Origin of the sequence: Janthinobacterium sp. SUN176 (assembly GCF_030587335.1) — a bacterium.
Taxonomy (GTDB): domain Bacteria; phylum Pseudomonadota; class Gammaproteobacteria; order Burkholderiales; family Burkholderiaceae_D; genus Janthinobacterium; species Janthinobacterium kumbetense.
Map to the genome: position 1 here is coordinate 1,585,956 of NZ_JAPWIA010000001.1, position 17,037 is coordinate 1,602,992.

Sequence of the window (17,037 nt, forward strand, 5' to 3'; positions counted from 1 at the left end):
CGGTACTAACAAGCCCCGATGCTGCCCGCCCCACTGGAAACCGGCAATAAGCTGTAACGGTTACGGTATCCGTTACCGTTACAGCGATTTATTCACCCCGCGCCGTGTCGAAAGGTCAGGATTTTTGTGAATAAAGTGGAAATTGGGCAGCGTGCGTATCTGTTGCAGTGGTTTTACCGCCACAGCTTTACCGCCCGCGCCTGGCTCATACTGCGTTTGCAGGCCCAGCGAGTCGGCCATCACCTTGGCGTCGTTGTCGTAATTGACGCGGTAGCAACGGATTTCCGTGCAGTTGCCCAGAAAATCCTTGTCGATGGTGGCCGGGCGCTGGCTCGTGCCGATGATCGTCAAGCCCTGATGGCGGCCTGCTGTCGACAGGTTTTTCCAGGCGGGCGGCGACCAGCTTGCCATGGTGACGCGGCTCAACTCTTCCACCAGCACCGTTGCGCCGTTCAATTCCCACACGATGCGGCAGAAGCGATCGAACTGCGTTTTTACCTCGGCATCGCTGCCGGTGGGCACGTAGACGATTGCGCGCGCGCCGCTCTTGACCTGGGCCACCAGCTCCGAAATCTTGCCCGTGACCACGACGCCCTTGCAGAAACCAGCGTAATCGTCCGTCTTTTCCAGCGGCGACCAGACCAGCAGGCGCAGATACTTGCGCAGCAACTCGCCCTTGATGTACGAGGACTTGCCCGTGCCGCTGGCGCCAATCACGGCGATGATGTCGGCCTTGTTCTTCGTGCCGGCTGTGGCGGCCGTCGCCTTATTCCGGGTCAACGAAGCCTCCTGGCGCCTGGCTCATTGGATGATCGGTGGACGGCGTAATGTCCTTTTCCTGGCGTGGCGGCGCCTTCTCGCGCTCCTTTTCCTCGCGGCGCGCCTTGATCGCCTGATAAGTCGGCACCACCAGCGGCACCGATGCCACCGCCAAGGCGATTTCAGGGCCGAAGCGCCCGATTACCTCACCGGCATCCCATCCGTACTTCTCGGACACAGCAGCCATGCCAACGCCCCATTGATAGCATTTCTCTTCCGTGTAGACGCCCGCCAGCTCCGGCATGGCCATGCTCAGCACCTTGCCGAACATGAAGGGAATTTGCCCCCAGGTCTGCGCCGGGTCGATGCCAGGCGGTTGCGGCGGGTCGATAAAGTCGGCGTCAGCCTGTTCCTGCGCCCGCTCCTCGCCCAGGGCCTCCATGGCGATGCGGTCGAGCGGGTCACTCGGGTCGAGCTTGGCCGGTTCGGCCTGGCTCTCGTTTAAGTCGGCCATGGCCTATCCTTTCGCTAAAAGTGGTTGAAGCCAGCCGCCCGGCTTTTTGACGGGCGGCACCTTGTCGATGGCGGGCGGCGGCGCCGTCGCTGGCGCAGGCTCAGGCGCTGTAACGGTAACGGTATCGTCCGTTACCGTTACCGTTACAGCCCGCATGCGCTCCCGCAACTTGCTGTTGCGGAAGTCGTTCCGGGTGAATGTCTGCGCCTGGCAGTTGTCGGCACAATGGATGTACGCGTGGCCGTTCTTGTCTTCCTTGACGTGCGCGTCAGGAAATCCGCACACGGTGCATTCCACATGCCCGATTGTTGGTTTTTTTGCCATGATGTACGCGGCCCGCTAGGCCGCGCCCAGTTATTTGCGGCGTTTGGCCGGCGCCTTATGGGCCGGTTTGGCTGCTGGTTTGCGGGCGACCGTCGCAGGCTTGGGAGCCTCGTTCACGATCGTGCTTTTCAGATAGTCCGCCCGGTCTTCGGGCGGCACGTATGGATTGCGGTTCATGTTGTCGCTTTCATCAGTTCTTGCCATTGCAGGTGAATTGCCAGTTTGCGAAAAAACGACTTCGCCGGGCCTGGCAAGATGAACCCGTACTGCCGGTACAACGCGACGGCCTCGCGCTCAAGCGCCTGGCCCTGTTCGATATTCGTCACTGGTGATCCTTTTTCTTTGGTTTTTTGATGTAAAAGCGTGGATATGCGACCTCATGCCGGTCGCAAGCGCTCAGCGCCCGCGCCTGAGACTCAATACCTGCTGCCCTCCCCTCCGTGCTGGTCATGAATTCCTGATAATCCGGGTGGTCGAATACGTCAAAATCTGCATTACCCCACCATGCGGAATCATCTGGCGGCTCTACCGGGTCAGGCATCGGTGCGTCCTTCTCCCACTTCACGTTCCTGGCGGGCGTACAGTTATTGACAGGACTCCAAGGACGGCAAACCCGCACGTCAACGGCAACCCCGACGCGGCGCCACGTGAAGCGGGTAGAGGCGTACATCTGTGGCGGGCCGACGAATTCAGGATCAGGCTTGACGAACAGGCCCACAGGGCCGCGCCCGAACAGGCCATAGCGCCCTGCCTCGGTGCGTGCCGCCTGCGCCACGCGCACCCGGTAGCCCCTGCCCATGTTGATACCGCCCTGCGCCCTGATGTAGGCCGCCCAGGAGCATTTCTTCTGCCCGGCTATCTCGCCGGTTTCCTCGTCCACCAAGTCAAGGCGGTTGCCAGCAAGCCATATATCCTTGACACATTCAGGCGCCTGCTCCACGACGGCCTCAGCGACGCGGCGGCCCTCGCGGTACGGCGTCACGGGCGGCTGTCCGAACGCCTGAAACTGCCGGATGCCCCACACGCCCGCCCAGGCGTTGACGCGCATTTCTTTGGTGATAATGTCGCGCCCGTTCGCGTCTTCCTTGATGTCTTCGGCATCAATGTTCTTTGCCGTGTACTTCATCATGTAGGCGGCGGCACTGCCCTTCGCTGGGTCGAGCGCCTCAAACTTCACACGGTGCTTGTCAGCGCCGGGATCGTTCGCGCCCTCTTGCAGGGCGAACTTGCGCAGGTTGCGCTTGAATATCTCGATATCGTCAGCAGGCATGAAAACCATCATGTGCCAGTGCGTGCAGCCGTCGTGGTGCGGCTCAGCGACGCGGAAACCGTAAGGGGCGATGCCGTCGCGGTCGTTCTGTGCGCGGGTGCGGCCCCACAGGCCGCGCAAGTGCAACTGCGTTTCGCGTGGCGTGGCGCCGTTGTACTTCGGATTCGGCATGCTGCTCGATTCCAGTACGGCATGGTAGGCGGCTGGCGCGGTCAGCGTGACGAACAGGCCCACGTGACCGTTTTCAATGGCTATCTCGTCCACGCCGTCCATGCGCATCATCAGTTCGTCATGACGTATTTTCGGGTTTGCAGTGCTCTTGTCGGCCAGTTCATCGAGTGCGAACTCTTGCCCGGTTTCCATGTTGCGCAGCACGGTGTTTTGCAGCACTTTCTTGTTGCGGCGGCGCTGGCCGACACGGCTTTTCGCTGCCTCGTCGCTGCAATACTTGCCCTTGCGGCTCGACACGAAGCCCAGGCGCATCGCGGCATGCTCACGGGCGCGCCCATGGACGGTGCGCAGGTTGCGAAGCCACCATGCCGGGTCTGTGTAGCGCTTGACGGCCTGGCGGTCATCCTTGATGGTGGATACGTCCATATCGTACATACGCACGATCAGTTCGACGCACACGCGCAGGGTTTCCGCGTCATGGGCATCCAGCGCGACATTCATGCACTCATTCGCGCACCGCTCGGCCAGCATCGTGAGCTGGGCCTCGGTGCTGTCCAGCGGCAACGGGCAAGCCGTCACCTCATCCAGCATGGCCGACAGGCGCTTATAGCCCTCAGGCATGGCGCCAATCGTGCCCGCCTGCGCCGCATGCAATTCGCGGTAGGCAGGAATACCCCAACGCAGGGGCAAGCCCTTGACGCTACGGATACCGTTTTCTTGCTGAATGGTCGGCATCAGTGCAAGACCGTCGTGGTGCGCGTCGTCACGTCGCTGTCGTTCATGCATGACTCTGCCACGGACAGGTGCGTCATCATCGAGCGCAACGCGGCAGTGATTCTGGCGCGCTCGTTGCGGGTGAAGGCCGTCAATTCGTCATTGGCGCGGGCGTCTGGCATATCAGCGAAGGCCAGCACCAGGCGGCGGACAGGATGCGGCAGGAGCAGCCAGATAGTGATGCGCGCCTCTTTCCGGCTGTTTTTTGACGACGTGGCGGCGGCTGGCATTATCGTTTCCTCAGCAATTGCGTGCGGATCAGGTGCGCGATGACGGTGCTTTGTTTTTTGCCCTTCGACGTGAGCCAGGTCATGAACTCAGCGTGAAGCGCTTCCGGTAACTGGACAGTCATGGGCACAATGCCATTACGCGCCATGTAGGCGCGCTGGCGGGCGGCAGGGTCGGCATGGAGGGCCGGACGCCCCCGCTTTTTCGTCACCACTGGCGGTTTGATGCCGGGCAGTTCCAGCGTTTGCGTGTCGTCGGCGCCTCTCATGCCGAGAATTCCACCAGGGCGGCGCGCAGTTCGGCCAGGCGGCGAACAGCGGCAGTGTGGCCGATGGTGTCAATGTGGGTGCGCTCAATGTGGCGCTCTTGCGCGGCGATTTCCAGGCGTATGGCCATTTCGATTTCTACGAATGCGCCAGTGGAAATAGTGATTGTTTTGTAAGATTCTGTAACGCTCATGGTGGCCTCCCCAGGCTGTTTTACGTCCCCGGCAAAGGAGTCAAGCGGCCCGCGAAGCGGCATTGCCTGGGGAGCGTGATGGAATACCGCTCGACCGATGCAATATATTTCGTTCCGTGAACTACGTCAAGCTTCGTGAACGATTTCGTGTTGTGGGTGTTGAACTATTTCGGTCTGTGACGTATATTCGCCTCATACCCGCCGTCCGGCGGGCCAAGCCCTGGGAAGCTAAATCATGAATACCATTGAATATCTTGACGCCGCGAAAGCGCGTCTGGGAATTGAGAGCGATTACGCCCTGGCAAAGAAGCTGGGCATGCGCGCATCCACCATCAGCAACTATCGCGCCGGTCGCGGTCAAATGGATGATGAGATTGCATCAAAAGTTGCTGTTGCTGCTGGCATTCATCCTGGCATCGTTATGCTGGACATGCATCGCGCACGCGCCAAGACGCCAGCAGAGCAATCTATCTGGCAGGAGATTTTTGAGGGTTTTCTAACACTGTTGCCACACGCTAAATCGGTTCGGAGTCTTGCACTCCCCCGGTAGCAACAGCTTATTTTTTAGCCAATGACTTAGTTGTATTTATATTATGTCAAATGAAGAACGGGGGATAGCGATACTTTTAGTATCGCCACATGGGCAGGCGTCTCTATCTTAAAAAGTGAAGAAAACACCAATTTCCCCCACTGAATCATCTCTTCTATCCGATTGCCATCCGAGTAGGATTTTTTGACTCATAAAAATCTCGCATGTAAATCGGGTCTCTAAGAACCGAGAACGAGCGTTTCACTTGTCCGGAACCATACTCCTCAACAGCCTGCAAACCAATTACATCTTCAGCACTTCCACTATAGCGAATGAATGCGTCGGATATACAGTCCGTAGCCTCGATATACTTTGCTTTAGTCGCAGCACGAAACTTTTCATGAACCTCCTGAAGCCCTTCGAGATAGTCACTCAAAAAACTTTGAGCAGTTATGCGAATTTCCTGAGCATCTAACTCATCAAGAACTGATGCCTTAAATTTTTTCTCCTTGCGTAGCTCCGATGGATCGAGATACGTGTCAATACGTCTTACAATTACCATTCGGTCTTCAATGTACTCTTTGTATGTGCCAAATGATGCATGATGGATTGCATCGCCACGATGCTGTACATAATTGCGTAAGGCTTCCATTACTCGATACCCCAATCTAGCGTCGTATTCCTGAGCGAACCACGCCCCGAAGCTGACTAACGGCTCACCGAATAGCCGATCAAGCTTTTTCCCATACCGCAGTCCCTGATCGACATATAAACGCGTAGTAGTTAAGACGTTTGCAAAATGTCGATTAATTTCACTCTTTGCATACCTGTGCGATTGCATATTCCGATCAATTTCATTTGGATACTCTAATGCTGAGTCAAGAGCAATTTTATTTTTAACAATAAAATCATATTTCTCCTCAATATATAATATATTAACAAGACAATCCATTGATAATCTTAAAGCAATGAAATCCTTTTCTGCAATATTAATTACAACTCGCGCATCATCGATAACTACTCTTCTAAGATAATATGATTGCATATGATATTTCGGAAGGTTAAATAGAAAATTAGATTAACAGGAGAACCATATGCACAATACCATGTTCACACATCAAAGTCTCCACGCCTTGCCCGCTCGCATAGCCCATGATAACGAAATTCATCCTTAAAACAGCGCTCGCAGACCCGTAGTTTTAGGCAGTACCGCGCCTGTTGCACCGCCCATTTCGGCACCCCAAGCATGTACATAAAATCGCCAAGCATCCTCGTTCGGTTCACTGCCCGCCAATTGGTCCGCCTGGAATTGCGGATGATCCAGTACTGATTGCGGAACTCATCCTCAATTTGCTCAAGTATCCGCAGTGAATTGTCGTCAAATTTTGCCATATCACGTCCCTCCTCCACATCAAATAAGGTGGAGTAACTGTCAGAATGCACAATCGTCCACCACCTGTGGCAGTCCCGGTGCGGTCGCCAGGTACACAACGCCGAGATTGTTGTTGCACCAGCTCTGCAAGCCGTCTATGCAATGGCCAGAAAGCGCCTGGAATGCGACCTGCGCAGCGCGCAGCATGTTTGTACAAAACGGCACCCGCCATACATCGACTTCCGGCACCACGATGCCTCTGGAGCGGAAGTAGCGTTTCTGGTCAAGCACCCTGCACTGCATTTCTTTGCCGCAGTATTTCGCTATGTAACTGGCGATCTTGTGCGCCCCGGCCACGCCGAAGCCGAAACGGTGCGGATCGCGCACGTGGACTTGGCCCATCTGTTCGCCGTTCGGACCGCGCAGAAAGAAGTGCAGTTTGTGGATAGCGGAAAAATGTTGATTTCAGCTACAGGGGGAGCTGACCGGCGAGCAACTGGGACACTTCCTGGGCGACGCGCCCTTGCAGGCAGCCGCCTTGTATTAATTTTTACTGGCAATACCCAAGCTTTCCATGACCCTGGCGGCATTGTCCTTGCAGTCCACATCCTCCGGTTTTGCATCGATCAATTGAATCAACGACAAAAGATGGGCCTTGTTCTGCGCCAGGCGCACTTCCAGCGATTCGATATCGGCTATCTTCTTTTTGAGCGCAGCCATCAGTTCATCATGTTTCCATGATGAACTATCTTCCGGCAAGACTTGCTTGATTTCGTCCAGGGAAAAGCCCGCCTGCTGCGCGTCGCTGATAATCGACAGTACCGCCACCGCTTCCAGCGGATAGTCGCGGTAGCCGTTCGATTGGCGGCTCACGGCTTTCAACAAGCCCTTGGATTCGTAGAAGCGTATCGTGGACGCCGCCAAGCCGCTGCGCTTGGCCAATTCGCCAATTTTCATTATTTTCCCCGCTGAAGTTGTAGTTTGTTATTCCGTAAAGCCTTGAGCAGAGCTTGCGCCACTTCCTTGCTGGAACCAGGGTTCTGGCCGGTGACGAGGCGGCCGTCCGTCAGCACGAAGCTGCCAAACGGGAAAAAGCCTTTGGCATACAGCGCCCCTTTGCTCTCTACCTCGCTTTGCAAAAGGTAGGGAACCTGGTCCTTAATGCCGGCAAGCGATTCTTCCAAGTTGGAAAATCCTGTCACGCTGCGCCCTTTTATCAGTGGCTCGCCCTTCTCGTCCTCCAGATCCAGCAAGCCAGCGGCGCCATGGCACACGGAGGAAACGACGCCGCCGTTGCGGTAGATGGCCTCGGCAATGCGTTTGAGGTCCTTGTTGCCCTTGAAATCCCACATCGTTCCATGGCCGCCCGTGTAGAAAACAGCCCCATAGGCAGCGGGATCGATGTCGGCCGCAGCTTTTGTCGATTGCAGCAATGCCATGAAAGCAGGATCACTCAGGTGACTTTTTGCTGCCTCATCCATGTACAGCCATCCCTGGCTGCGTTCATCCAGCGGCACCACACCGCCGCTGGGACTGACGAAGTCGATGCCATACCCGGCTTCCTTCAGCACATCATACACATGCGTCAATTCCGTGAGCCACAGCCCCGTATGGTCGTTTCTGCTCGGATATCGGGAATGATTGGTCATGACTATCAGCACTTTTTCCATGGCCGGATCGCGCATGGAGGACACCGGTTCAGCAGCAACCATCTGCAGGAACAGCAAGGGCATGGCAGCCAGGAGCAGTTTCTTGAAAACAGACATGGGATCGTCCTCCGAATAGTTGAATAGTCTGGGCCATGTCCGCCGAACACAGCGTGATCAACTATAAGCTTAAAGCCAACTTGAATGTCAAGCGGCAGATCGGCTGCCACGGGATTTTTGTGGTTCAAGGGGAGCGGCCCTTCTTCAAACCAGTGTCCCGAACGCGACAGTGCGATTTTTTTTCGTTTCTGGGCTTGACCTTCAAGTTAGCTTAAAGCTTATCGTGAGGCTATCGCAACCTTGGAGATCAGCATGAAACCCTTTACCGCACTGACATTGCCCAATGGCTCAGTCATTCCGAACCGCCTTGCCAAAGCAGCCATGGAAGAAAACATGGCCGACAAGGACCACGCGCCGTCAATGGAACTGATCCGCCTGTACCAGTCGTGGGCGGACGGCGGCGTTGGCCTGATGATCACCGGAAACGTGATGATCGACCGCCGCGCCATGACGGGCCCCGGAGGCGTGGTGCTTGAGTCCGAGCAATTTGGCGCCCGCTTCGAGCAGTGGTCCCGCACCGCACGGTCACGCGGGGCGCAGATCTGGATGCAGATCAACCATCCAGGGCGCCAGATGCCCGCCGCCCTGGGACAGGAAACCATCGCGCCTTCTCCTGTGCCTATGGATATGGGCAACTTTTCCAGGCAATTTTCGGCGCCGCGCGAGATGACGGAGGCCGATATTGCCGACGTGAAGCAGCGCTTTGTCAACAGCGCCCGGCTGGCTGAGCGGTTTGGTTTTACGGGCGTGCAAATCCATGCGGCGCACGGTTACCTGATCAGCCAATTTCTCTCCCCGCTGACCAATCAACGCACGGACCGCTGGGGCGGATCGCTGGAAAACCGGGCGCGCTTGCTGGTCGACGTCGTCAACGGGGTGCGGCAAGTCGTCGGCAAGGGCTTTGCCGTCGCGGTGAAGCTCAATTCGGCGGATTTCCAGAAAGGCGGCTTCAGTTCGGAAGATGCGAAGGAAGTCGTATCCATGCTCAACACCTTGGGCGTGGACTTGATTGAGTTGTCCGGCGGCAGTTATGAAGCGCCTGCCATGCATGGCCAGACCCGCGATGGCCGCACGCTGGCCCGCGAAGCCTATTTCCTGGAGTTCGCCAAGGAGATCGCCACGGTGGCCAGCATGCCCCTCATGGTGACGGGCGGCATACGCCGCTACCAGGTGGTGGAGCAAGTGCTCGACAGCGGCATCGCCATGGCCGGCATGGGAACGGCGCTGGCGATCGATCCGCAGTTGCCCAAGGCATGGCGCGCCGATCCGTCGGCGAGCCCCCTGCTCAGGGCCATCACGTGGAAAAACAAGGTGCTGTCGTCCATCGCCTACATGGCGATGGTCAAGTATCAGCTGCGGCGCCTGAGCCAGGGCAAGCATACCAGGCCGCAGGTGGCGCCCGCCCTTGCGCTGCTGATGCAGCAATGGGAAACCGCCATCAGGAGCCGGCAGTATCGCCGCAGGATGAATAGCGGGATTTGAACTGAATTTTTCCACATCCAACATTGAAGGTGCAAGCCATGAATATGAAAATTGCCGCGGCAGCAGCCGCCTCAGTATCGACATTGATGCTGAGTCTAGCCGCAAGCCCGGCGCGGGCCGAAACTCCTGCCGAAAACACGCCCGTCATCATCGATATCGCCGGCCATGCCGTCCCCGTGGCCGCTGGCGGCCTGTACGAGCGCTTCCGCTCGAATCCGCCCTTATCGGTCATTGCGTCGGAAGCGCCGGACCTTGACCTGAGCTGGTTCAAGGGCATTCAGAAAGAAAAGGTCGACATCGGCTTTGCCTCGTATTCGCCGAATTTCTATTACAAGAACCGCAAGATCACGGCGGTATTTACGGCCGACCTTGCCCGCTTGAAGGAATTGATGCCGGAAGACATATTGAAAGCAGTCCAGCCGCTGCAAGTGTGGCCAGGCCGGGGGGCCGTGGCGTTGACGGCCTACGCCTACGAATACTGCGACAACGACAGCTACAATGAAATTTCATTGGCGATTGTGACCAACAAGCCCGGCTCCACCAGTTTTGGCCCCTTGACCTTGCTGGGCCAATCGCTGTCCCATGATTTCTGGGGCTATGTGCTCAAGCTTCCCGTCAACACGGAACTGGCCAGGGTGCGTGGCGTAGTTGGCTACAACCTGCCCAAGTGGCTGACCGGTATCGACATACAGGAAACTGAAGCAAGCGTTTCCTTTGCCGTCACGGACAGCGCAACGGGCAAGCTGGATTTTGTTTTCGAAGGCAAAAAGCTGGGCGACCTGTCGCACGAGGCCGAGGTGGTGAGCAACAGCTTCACCAACAAGGATGGCGCCGGCAAGCTGACGTATGGCTATGCCGTTTCTCGCCTGCTGAGCCATGCATCGAGCACGCGCGCGAAATCGGTCGACCTGAAGCTGGGCGACGGCAGTTTTTCCACGTATATCAAATCATTGAAGCTGGGGAAGATGATGAGCTATGAATACGTGCCAGCCTTCCAGAATGCACTGTATGCCCCGCAGCCGCTGGCAACCCTCGGTGCCGGCAAGTGATTGGCTAAACAGCAAGCAGCGAAAAAGCACCGTTTCAGGTGCTTTTTTTATCGCCTCCCCTCCCGGTATATGTTGATGTAGATCAATCAATTTTCCTATTGTGTGCAGCAGAATATGATCATTCGCAAGCCTCTGTTGAACAGACCATGGCAGAGCGCCTGCGTCCTGCATTTGCCACTACATAAGGAATAACATGATCCCCACCACCATGAAAGCCGCCGTTGTCGAACAGCTGGGTCAACCGCTGGTGCTGCGCGACGTCGCCGTGCCGGTGCCCGGCCCCGGCCAGATCCTCGTCAAGACGGAAGCGTGCGGCGTGTGCCACACGGACTTGCATGCGGCGCGCGGCGACTGGCCCGTCAAGCCGACGCCGCCGTTCATTCCCGGCCACGAAGGCATCGGCCTCGTGGTGGCCGTGGGCACGGGCGTGACGGAAGTGCAGCTGGGCGACCGGGTCGGCGTGCCCTGGCTGTACTCGGCCTGCGGCCATTGCGAACATTGCCTGGCAGCCTGGGAAACCGTGTGCGCCGAGGCGCAGTTCGGCGGCTATACGAAGAATGGTGGCTTCGCCGAATACATCCTGGCCGACCCGCGCTACGTCGCGCACATTCCGGCCGGCTTGTCCGCCGTGCAGGCGGCGCCCATCATCTGCGCCGGCGTGACCAGTTACAAGGGCATCAAGGAAACGGGCGCGCGGCCGGGCCAGTGGCTGGCCGTGTCCGGTATCGGCGGACTGGGCCACCTGGCCATCGAATATGCCGTGGCCATGGGCTTGCGCGTGGCGGCCGTCGACATCGATGAAGGCAAACTGGAGCACGCGCGCGCCCTGGGCGCCGAAGTGACCATCAATGCGCGCCAGGGCGATCCGGTCGCGGCCTTGCGCGAAGCGACCGGGGGCGGCGCCCACGGCGTGCTGATCACGGCGCCGTCGATCGATGCCTTCCAGCAAGGCGTGGCGATGACGCGCAAGCGCGGCACCTGCGTATTGGTCGGCTTGCCGCCGGGCGACTTCCCGACGCCGCTGTTCGACGTGGTCGCCAATTGCGTGACGATACGCGGCTCCTTTGTGGGCACGCGCCAGGACATGGCCGAGGCGCTCGCCTTCGCCGCCACGGGCAAGGTCAAGGCCGGCGTGGAATTGCTGCCGCTGTCGGCCATCAACGATATCTTCAGCCGGCTGGAACATGGCCAGGTTGCCTCGCGCGTGGTGCTCGATTTCAGCGGCAGCTGAGCGGCACGCCGCCGGCAGGCTGCGCGGTGTGTCGTGCGACGGCAATGAGATTGATGTTGCTATGATGGCATTTCCTAAAAGACACACCGAGGATACACCGATGAAGAAATCCCTCTCCCGCCTGCTGGCCTGCGCCGCCCTCGCCTGGTCGTTTTCGGCCAGTGCGGCAGACTCGGCCCCGGCTACGCTGCCCGGACACTATTACCTGCAAGGCGTCATGGAAACGGGCTCCGAACTGCTGCTGAAAAAGGACGGCACCTTCGAATGGATGCTCAGCTATGGCAATACCGACGAGCAAGCCAGCGGCGAGTGGCGCGTTGCCGGCGACGTGGTGACCCTGGAGGCGGGCAACGGCGGCAAGGAGCCGCAGTTTCGCGTGTTCGAGGAAGCGGAAATGCGCATCCAGAAACCCGCAGAAGCAGGCCTGTGGGTGGCCATCGTCGGCTACCCCCAAGTAGGGCCGATGCCCGGCGTGGAAGTGAAGTTCGAAGCGCAAAGCGGCAAGACGGCCACGGCCGTCAGCGTGGCGAACGGCGACGCCATCGTCCGCATGCCGGCGTCGGAACGCTGGGTGCGCACCGGCTTGCGCCGCCAGGGATCGAAGGCCGACTATCAATGGCTGGCCGTGCCGGCCGCGCGCGCGCAGGAACGCATCGCCGCGTTCGCCGTCACCGATCCCCAGTGGTTGCGGGGCCAGGCCTTCCAGAAGCTGGCCTTGCGCGTCGTCAAGGGCGGCCTGAAGGTCGACGATGCGGACAACGGACTGGCCGGGGGCCTGTACGCGAAAGCGGCATCGAAGCAATAACCTTCCCCCCTCGTTTCATTCTCCTCTCGGCTTGTCCGGGTCAAGCATATTGACCAGGACGACGCTGTTTGCGCCCGCGCACGCCCGTGCGCCGTTGACACCCCGCACTGTCTGTCCTATAGTCGCCGGGTTAACGACAAATGAGAATGAGAATCATGTTCAGCTCTATCAAGAAATGGCTCGTGTGCTATCCGCTCGTGGCCGCCAGCCTCAGCCTCTTACTGGCAGGCGGCGCGCAAGCGCAAGTGGCCGACCAGGGCGCCGGCGCCAAGCAGTTGTGGCAATTGATCGATTATGTTGCCGTCGATTACAGCGGCGCCGTCGAGTACGGCAAAGTGGTCAGCGAGGCGGAATACGCGGAAATGCTCGATTTCACGGACAATGCGACGACGCAGATCGCCGCCCTGCCCGCCCACGCCTCGCAGGCGGCCATTGCCGCCGCCATCGCCGACCTGCGCGCGGCTGTCGTCGCCAAGGCGGACGGCGTGGAAGTCAAGCGCCTGGCGCACCACGCGAACGGCTTGCTGATTGCCGCCTACCCGATTCCCGTGGCGCCGAAAGTGCTGCCCAACCTGGCGCGCGGCGCGGCCCTGTATGCGGCCCAGTGCGCATCTTGCCACGGCGTGGCCGGCGGCGGCGACGGCCCCCTGGCGGCCAGCCTGGAACCGAAACCGATCGCCTTCACGGATGCCGAGCGGGCGCAGTCGCGCAGCCTGATGGCGCTGTACCAGGTCATTTCGCAAGGCGTGGCCGGCACCTCGATGGCCAGTTTCGGCCAGTTGTCCGACAACGAGCGCTGGGACCTGGCGTTCTATATTGGCGGCATGTCGCACGACGCGGCGGCAAGCGCGCGCGGCGAAAAGCTGTGGCAGGACGATCCGCGCAGCAAAAAGCTGTACGCGGACCTGGCTGCCGTGACGACGCTGACACAGGAAGCCGTGGCCGCCAAGCTGGGCGCGGACGAAGCGCAGGCGCTGACGGCCTACCTGCGCAACCACCCGGACAAGGCCGAGGCGCACAAGCCGGCCGGCCTGGCCCTGTCCCGCCTGCGCCTGGCGGAAAGCCTGGCCGCCATGCATGCGGGCGACCGCGCGGGCGCCACGCGCCTGGGCCTGTCCGCCTACCTGGACGGCTTCGAGCCGATCGAGCCGATGGTCGGCGCGCGCAACAAATCCTTGCTGCTGGCCGTGGAAAACGCCATGCTGGCGTACCGTTCCGCCGTGGCCAAGGGCACGGTGGCCGAGGCCGAGGCGGCGGGAGAAAAGCTGCAGCAATTGTTTACCCATGTGGAAGCGGAGCTGGGCGACGCCAAGGCCGAGCCGATGACGACCTTTGTCGGCGCCCTGACGATCCTGCTGCGCGAAGGCGTGGAAGCGCTGCTGATCGTGATCGGCATCATCGCCTTCCTGCGCAAGGCCAAGCGCAACGATGTGCTGCCCTACGTGCATGCGGGCTGGGCCAGCGCACTGGTGGCAGGCGGCCTGACGTGGGTGGCGGCAACGTATCTGGTGACCATCAGCGGCGCCAGCCGTGAAGTGAGCGAAGGCCTCGGTTCCGTGTTTGCGGCCCTGGTCTTGCTCAGCGTGGGTTTGTGGATGCACCAGAAGAGCAGCGCCGGCCGCTGGCAGGAATACCTGCACGAAAAACTCACGGCGGCGATGTCGCGGCGCTCTGCCTGGGGCCTGTTCGCGCTGGCCTTCATCGCGGTCTACCGCGAAGTCTTTGAAACCGTGCTGTTCTATTCCGCCCTGGCGGCGGACGGCAATGGCGGCGCCCTGCTGGGCGGCTTCCTCGTGGCCATCGTGCTGCTGGTGGTGATCGCCTGGGCCTTGCTGCGCACGAGCGCCCGCATGCCGATCGGCAAATTCTTCTCGTGGACGTCCGCCTTCGTGGCCGTGCTGGCCGTGATTTTGATGGGCAAAGGCGTGGCCGCGCTGCAGGAAGCGGGCTGGGTCGGCGTCACCCCCGTCGATTTCATGCGTATCGACTTGCTGGGCATCCTGCCGACCCTGGAAACCTTGCTGGCGCAGGCTGCCATCCTGGCCATCATCGTCGCCGGCTATGGCTGGAACCGTTTCTCGGCAGGCAAGCACAAGCTGGCCTGACCCTGTGACGCCCTGCAGTAACTGAAAGCCCCCGGTAGCTGCCTGCAGCTATCGGGGGCTTTTACATTACGGCTGCTTATCGCGTCACTGCCCCTGCGGATGTGGCGGCGCTGTGCACTTGCACCCCTGCCAGCCAGGTTTCCTCCACCACGATGTCGCGCAGCTTGCGCACGTTCTCGTCCAGCGGGTCTTGCGCCAGGATCACCAGGTCGGCCCGCTTGCCGGCTTCCAGCGAGCCCACCAGATGATCCATGTGGCAATGCCAGGCGGCATCGAGCGTGACGGCGCGCAATCCCGCCATGCGGCTGATGCGCTCGTCCGGATTCAGCACCTCTTTCCCTGGCGCACCTTCCATGGTGCGGAACACCGCCTGCTCCATCATGCGCAAGGGACCCAGCGGCGAGACGAAATGGTCCGAGTGCAAGCTGATGTGCATGCCCGCATTCAATGCCGAGTGGCAACGGTCCAGCAACTGGGCCCGCTCCTGGCCAAAAATGGTCTGCTGGAAGGTGTGTCCCCAATAGCCGACGTGGCCGATGAGGAAACTGGGGTTCAGCTGCAGCGTCGCCATTTTCGTGATGGCCTCGTCATTCAGCAGCGAGGCGTGCTCGACGCGCAGGCGCAGCTGGCGCCGCTTTTTCGCTTCCTCTTCGCTGATGCCGCCTGGCCGTGGCGTCAATACCTTGTCGTAGCTGTGCAGCACATATTCCACCGCCTTGTCGCCGTTGGCGTGCACCAGCACGGGCCAGCCGCGCCCCACTGCCTTGTCCAGCATGCGGGAAAACACGGACGTGTCGGGGTAATTGCTCAAACCGGTGGGCGGCACCTCAGGTATCGAATGGTCATGCGAGCAGGCATAGGGCTGGCTCTGGTAACCGGTCAAGCCCTGGTTGGAGCCGTCAGCGATCAGCTTGATCGCCTTGATGCTGAAACGCTGGTCGCCGTGATTGTCCAGGTCCGGCTTGTAATGATCGAGCCAATTGTCCAGTGCCTTTTCGTCGGGTTTGGTGAACAGCGCCGCGCCGATGCGCACGGGACCGAGATGGGCCGCCAGCTTGAGCAAGCCGATTTCCACCAGCGGCGCATCGGTGGCGCCCAGGCCAGCGTCGAAGACGCTGGTAAAGCCCATGGCCGAGGCGTTGTCCAGCACCTGCTTCAGGCAAGCGATAAACTCCGGCAGCTTGGGCAGCGGCGCAACCAGCAGCGCCTTGGCGATCCTGATTTCGGTCAGCACGCCGGAAGGGCTGTCCTCGATGTTCGCCGCCTTCAGTGCCGCGGTATTGAGATAGGCCAGGTGGCCGGACGAGTTCATCAGCAGGATGGGCACCGTACTACTCAGCGTATCGAGCTCGCTGGCGGTGATGTCTTCCCACGACTGCATCAGTGAAGGATCGACGCCGAAGCCCAGCACCCAAGGGTTGCCTTTCTTGTCTTTCGGCAGCTGGTCCGGCTGCCCCAGCGCCGCGCTAATTCGCCAACTGATGCTCTTGAAACTGTATTCCGGATCCAGTTCCTGCTGCCGGGGTGCGCTCAGGAACGGCGTGAGCGACAGCCAGCTCTTGTACAGCGCGCTGGGCAGGATGTGCATATGGGGTTCGACAAAGCCCGGCAGCAAGGTGCGGCCGCCCAGGTCCACCTCGCTTGCCTGGTGCGGCTGCATGGCCTGGCGCACTTCGTGCAGCGTGCCGGTGGCAATGATGGTGCCGCCGGCGATACCCAGCGCCGCCACCTGGTCGCTGCCATCCGCGGCCATGGTATGAATGTTACCGTTATGGAAAATCATCGCTTGCGGCGTCAGTTTCTGGGCGTGCTGGGGATATGCCTGCTGGAACGCCGCGTCCAGTTCACCGCTGAGTGCGGTTCCCGTCAACAGGCCGCTTGTCAGCGTAGGCAGGTGTGGCAGGTTGCAGCAGGCGCAACCGAGGTGGTCATGGCTCATGCAGATTCCTATCAGAGGTTAATGATTTAAATCAATGAAGTCATCCTTTATTCCGGCTCGAATATACCCAACAACAGAATATCGGGGAAACGCGACGCCTGGACTGGCTTGCTTGTTGCCAGTAACTTCTTCGAAGCATAACGAATTGCCGATCAAAAAAACTCAAACATTGTCACGTCAATGCAAATGGCGGCGCGGCTGCTTTCCATTCCTTGTCCTGCTTTTATTTTCTGCAATGTCTCCCATATAGTTTCCCTGAA

The 17,037-nt window shown here is 59.6% G+C and carries 21 protein-coding genes; 6 read left to right on the forward strand and 15 right to left on the reverse strand.

From position 1 onward, the window contains the following. Positions 1-78: 78 nt before the first annotated feature. Genes O3299_RS07090 through O3299_RS07130 form a run of 9 tightly spaced genes read right to left on the reverse strand, consistent with a single transcriptional unit; the run spans position 79 to position 4,499 of the window. Complete coding sequence (locus O3299_RS07090) at positions 79-780, reverse strand: hypothetical protein (RefSeq protein WP_305061899.1); 702 nt, start codon at positions 778-780, stop codon at positions 79-81. Continuing rightward, positions 767-1,273, reverse strand: a complete 507-nt coding sequence (locus tag O3299_RS07095) for a hypothetical protein (protein WP_305061900.1) — start codon at positions 1,271-1,273, stop codon at positions 767-769. Before O3299_RS07095 ends, O3299_RS07090 begins: the two co-directional genes overlap by 14 nt. A 3-nt stretch (positions 1,274-1,276) precedes the next feature. Beyond that, a complete protein-coding gene (locus O3299_RS07100; RefSeq protein WP_305061901.1) occupies positions 1,277-1,597 on the reverse strand; it encodes a hypothetical protein in 321 nt (106 codons plus the stop codon). A gap of 30 nt (positions 1,598-1,627) precedes the next feature. Next, positions 1,628-1,774 carry a hypothetical protein gene (locus O3299_RS07105; RefSeq protein ID WP_305061902.1) on the reverse strand — a complete coding sequence of 49 codons (147 nt, stop codon included), beginning with the start codon at positions 1,772-1,774 and terminating at the stop codon, positions 1,628-1,630. Then, positions 1,771-1,923, reverse strand: a complete 153-nt coding sequence (locus tag O3299_RS07110; RefSeq protein ID WP_305061903.1) for a hypothetical protein — start codon at positions 1,921-1,923, stop codon at positions 1,771-1,773. The genes O3299_RS07105 and O3299_RS07110 overlap by 4 nt, the downstream gene beginning before the upstream one ends. Then, the gene (locus O3299_RS07115; protein WP_305061904.1) at positions 1,920-3,824 is read right to left on the reverse strand and encodes a replication endonuclease; all 1,905 of its coding nucleotides are present in this window, start codon (positions 3,822-3,824) and stop codon (positions 1,920-1,922) included. Before O3299_RS07115 ends, O3299_RS07110 begins: the two co-directional genes overlap by 4 nt. After that, positions 3,773-4,042 (reverse strand): hypothetical protein, encoded by a 270-nt coding sequence (locus O3299_RS07120; RefSeq protein ID WP_305061905.1) that lies wholly within the window; start codon positions 4,040-4,042, stop codon positions 3,773-3,775. Before O3299_RS07120 ends, O3299_RS07115 begins: the two co-directional genes overlap by 52 nt. Beyond that, positions 4,042-4,308 (reverse strand): hypothetical protein, encoded by a 267-nt coding sequence (locus O3299_RS07125; RefSeq protein ID WP_305061906.1) that lies wholly within the window; start codon positions 4,306-4,308, stop codon positions 4,042-4,044. Before O3299_RS07125 ends, O3299_RS07120 begins: the two co-directional genes overlap by 1 nt. Then, a complete protein-coding gene (locus tag O3299_RS07130; protein WP_305061907.1) occupies positions 4,305-4,499 on the reverse strand; it encodes a hypothetical protein in 195 nt (64 codons plus the stop codon). Before O3299_RS07130 ends, O3299_RS07125 begins: the two co-directional genes overlap by 4 nt. Before the next feature lie 235 nt (positions 4,500-4,734). On the opposite strand from O3299_RS07130, the gene O3299_RS07135 reads away from it, so the two are divergent. Then, positions 4,735-5,049 carry a hypothetical protein gene (locus O3299_RS07135; protein ID WP_305061908.1) on the forward strand — a complete coding sequence of 105 codons (315 nt, stop codon included), beginning with the start codon at positions 4,735-4,737 and terminating at the stop codon, positions 5,047-5,049. Positions 5,050-5,203: 154 nt separating this feature from the next. Here O3299_RS07135 and O3299_RS07140 read toward each other — a convergent pair whose 3' ends face one another. The 5 genes from O3299_RS07140 to O3299_RS07160 all read right to left on the reverse strand — a co-directional run bounded on the left by O3299_RS07140 (position 5,204) and on the right by O3299_RS07160 (position 8,166). Beyond that, entirely contained in the window at positions 5,204-6,073 is an 870-nt protein-coding gene (locus tag O3299_RS07140; RefSeq protein WP_305061909.1) for a hypothetical protein, read from the reverse strand. A 65-nt stretch (positions 6,074-6,138) separates the two neighbouring features. Further along, positions 6,139-6,420 (reverse strand): hypothetical protein, encoded by a 282-nt coding sequence (locus O3299_RS07145; protein WP_289897898.1) that lies wholly within the window; start codon positions 6,418-6,420, stop codon positions 6,139-6,141. Between the two features lie 40 nt (positions 6,421-6,460). Further along, positions 6,461-6,802, reverse strand: a complete 342-nt coding sequence (locus tag O3299_RS07150; RefSeq protein ID WP_305061910.1) for a hypothetical protein — start codon at positions 6,800-6,802, stop codon at positions 6,461-6,463. A 141-nt stretch (positions 6,803-6,943) separates the two neighbouring features. Further along, on the reverse strand, positions 6,944-7,357 hold the full coding sequence (locus O3299_RS07155) for a MerR family transcriptional regulator (protein WP_289897896.1): 414 nt from the start codon (positions 7,355-7,357) through the stop codon (positions 6,944-6,946). Continuing rightward, a complete protein-coding gene (locus O3299_RS07160; RefSeq protein WP_305061911.1) occupies positions 7,357-8,166 on the reverse strand; it encodes a type 1 glutamine amidotransferase domain-containing protein in 810 nt (269 codons plus the stop codon). Before O3299_RS07160 ends, O3299_RS07155 begins: the two co-directional genes overlap by 1 nt. A 252-nt stretch (positions 8,167-8,418) precedes the next feature. Between O3299_RS07160 and O3299_RS07165 the strand changes: the two genes are divergently transcribed. From O3299_RS07165 to O3299_RS07185, 5 genes are all read left to right on the forward strand, one after another. Further along, the gene (locus O3299_RS07165) at positions 8,419-9,648 is read left to right on the forward strand and encodes an NADH:flavin oxidoreductase/NADH oxidase family protein (RefSeq protein WP_305062954.1); all 1,230 of its coding nucleotides are present in this window, start codon (positions 8,419-8,421) and stop codon (positions 9,646-9,648) included. 38 nt (positions 9,649-9,686) lie between these two features. After that, positions 9,687-10,697 (forward strand): acetoacetate decarboxylase (ADC), encoded by a 1,011-nt coding sequence (locus tag O3299_RS07170; RefSeq protein WP_305061912.1) that lies wholly within the window; start codon positions 9,687-9,689, stop codon positions 10,695-10,697. Between the two features lie 193 nt (positions 10,698-10,890). Next, complete coding sequence (locus O3299_RS07175) at positions 10,891-11,928, forward strand: zinc-dependent alcohol dehydrogenase (protein ID WP_370385268.1); 1,038 nt, start codon at positions 10,891-10,893, stop codon at positions 11,926-11,928. A 100-nt stretch (positions 11,929-12,028) separates the two neighbouring features. Further along, positions 12,029-12,733, forward strand: coding sequence for a hypothetical protein (locus O3299_RS07180; RefSeq protein ID WP_305061913.1), 705 nt, complete (start codon positions 12,029-12,031; stop codon positions 12,731-12,733). A gap of 155 nt (positions 12,734-12,888) precedes the next feature. Beyond that, positions 12,889-14,838, forward strand: a complete 1,950-nt coding sequence (locus tag O3299_RS07185; RefSeq protein WP_305061914.1) for a cytochrome c/FTR1 family iron permease — start codon at positions 12,889-12,891, stop codon at positions 14,836-14,838. A 76-nt stretch (positions 14,839-14,914) separates the two neighbouring features. Here O3299_RS07185 and O3299_RS07190 read toward each other — a convergent pair whose 3' ends face one another. Next, on the reverse strand, positions 14,915-16,777 hold the full coding sequence (locus O3299_RS07190) for an amidohydrolase (RefSeq protein ID WP_305061915.1): 1,863 nt from the start codon (positions 16,775-16,777) through the stop codon (positions 14,915-14,917). Positions 16,778-17,037 lie beyond the last annotated feature (260 nt).